A 1,910-nucleotide genomic window follows, 5' to 3' on the forward strand; every position below is an offset into this window, starting at 1 on the left:
CCGCTATTTATCACTATAAATGTGTCTCTAACGGTATTATAATTTCAATGGGTAAAAAATACCACTGTGCAGATAATATTGTTATAGAAAGTTTTCATTCATTACTTAAGAAAGCTACAATCCATAATAAAATATATAATTCACATGAAGAATATATACAAGATGTTATAAAATGAAATACATGATATTCAAATCGTAAAGAAAAAGATATAATAAAAAAAATAGTAAATACTTTTTATTAGTACTTACTAAAATGGGTGCAGTCTATTATTGACTTTTTAATAAATTAATATTTTTGCAAAAACATATATTTTATAAGGGTTTTTAACTTCATCAAGAGTTTTCTACAAAATTAAGGCAACTATTAATAAAAATTAATATTATTAATTTAATTTATATAACTTAATATATTTTATTGCTAATTTAGGTCTTAAAACGCGTAATAAGAGGTATTTAACAAGATAAAATTTTTAAAATAAGTAATAATTTTGCTTGCTTATATATATAATGCGGGTAGATCTTGATAAAAAGTTTTAATATTAAGAAAAGGAGAAAAACAAGGATGAAAAAATTACTTAGTTTATTAAGCATATTAACAATTAGTGAAACTGCTGTTCAATCAGTAATCGCTGCTAGTCCTTATCAAAAAGAAAATAATAATAATTATCAACAAATAAATAATTTAGAAATTTTAAAAAGAAATAAAAGAAAAAATTATAATAAATCAGTAATAATTGATAGTTATGTAAATGAAATTCAACAAAATATATTAGTTATTGATACTAATATTGAAGTAAATGTACATGTTGATTGAACTGGTGGAGAAAAACATAATTCTATATCATGAGAAGATAATACAAAAAAATATGGCATTAATTGAGAACAATTAAAAAATTCAGAATCAATTTTATTAATTGGTTCTTTTGAGTGAAATAATTATGCAGCTCCTTTTAAAAAATCTCAAATGTTATTACAAAAGAATTTTTCAAGTGAAGAAAAGATTTATTTTTCAGCAAGTGAAAAACATACTGCAACATCAGGATGAGCAACACAAACTGGTACAATTTCAATACAATTTAACATATTAAAAAGGGATAATAATTTTGTTGATTTAAATTTAAAAGTTGTAGCAGCAGCAGATTCTTATGGTGCAGTACATGGAAATGATACATATTCAAAAATCAATATAATTGAAATAAAAAAATAAAATATGAAAAAAATATTAAGTTTTTTATGTTCAATCACTTTAATTGGAACAAGTACAACAAGTTTAGTTGCTTGTAATATACAACATGAATATACAGCAGAAGAATTAGCAAAATTAAAAGAAGAAAATAAAATAAAGACTGCTAACCAAGAAATTAAAGATAACTTAGAATGAATAGCACCACAAGAAAAACCATTTAATCAAGTTGATAATAAATGCTATTATGTGTTATGAAAAGGTCAAAATTGAAATATTACTAAGTTTAAAAATAATAATCTAATAAATAAAACTCATTCAAGTATTGAAATTGATAAAAAAAATGAAGATGAAAATTATACTTTAAATTTAGAATGAAAATCACCGGTGGTTACAATTGTTATTCGTTCTTATAGCGTTATAAGTGATTGACCTGCTCCAAGATTTAAATCAGTTTATCGTTGAAATTTAGATACTAATATATCTCATTTATTAGATATTGATAAAAATGGTAATATAAAAGTTAAGTAAAAATAAAAAAAGAGATGTAAATCTTTTTTGCACAGTTTCAAATAACTGAGAATTATTTTTTTAATTTAAAATGCTTTTTAATTCAAATTGAATTGGAGGCATTTTTAATTTTAAAACCCTTCTATAATTATTATACTCAACAATATAATTATCTATCATATTTTTTAGCTCATTAAAATTTTTGTATTTTGTTATA

4 protein-coding genes are annotated in these 1,910 nt (G+C 21.6%); 3 read left to right on the forward strand and 1 reads right to left on the reverse strand.

The window, feature by feature from the left end; all coding sequences use genetic code 4:
* The first annotated feature begins 47 nt into the window (after positions 1-47).
* From D9R21_RS06085 to D9R21_RS06095, 3 genes are all read left to right on the forward strand, one after another.
* Positions 48-242, forward strand: coding sequence for a hypothetical protein (locus D9R21_RS06085; RefSeq protein WP_126820562.1), 195 nt, complete (start codon positions 48-50; stop codon positions 240-242).
* A 320-nt stretch (positions 243-562) separates the two neighbouring features.
* Positions 563-1,207: a hypothetical protein gene (locus tag D9R21_RS06090; protein WP_126821496.1), complete on the forward strand. Its 645-nt coding sequence runs from the start codon at positions 563-565 to the stop codon at positions 1,205-1,207.
* Between the two features lie 3 nt (positions 1,208-1,210).
* Entirely contained in the window at positions 1,211-1,714 is a 504-nt protein-coding gene (locus D9R21_RS06095) for a lipoprotein (RefSeq protein ID WP_126821497.1), read from the forward strand.
* A 60-nt stretch (positions 1,715-1,774) separates the two neighbouring features.
* Here the strand turns inward: D9R21_RS06095 and D9R21_RS08710 are convergent, their stop codons facing one another.
* On the reverse strand, positions 1,775-1,909 hold the full coding sequence (locus tag D9R21_RS08710) for an IS3 family transposase (protein WP_126820873.1): 135 nt from the start codon (positions 1,907-1,909) through the stop codon (positions 1,775-1,777).
* Position 1,910: the final 1 nt, after the last annotated feature.

It is taken from the genome of Spiroplasma endosymbiont of Megaselia nigra (genome assembly GCF_003987485.1).
Taxonomy (GTDB): domain Bacteria; phylum Bacillota_I; class Bacilli_A; order Mycoplasmatales; family Mycoplasmataceae; genus Spiroplasma.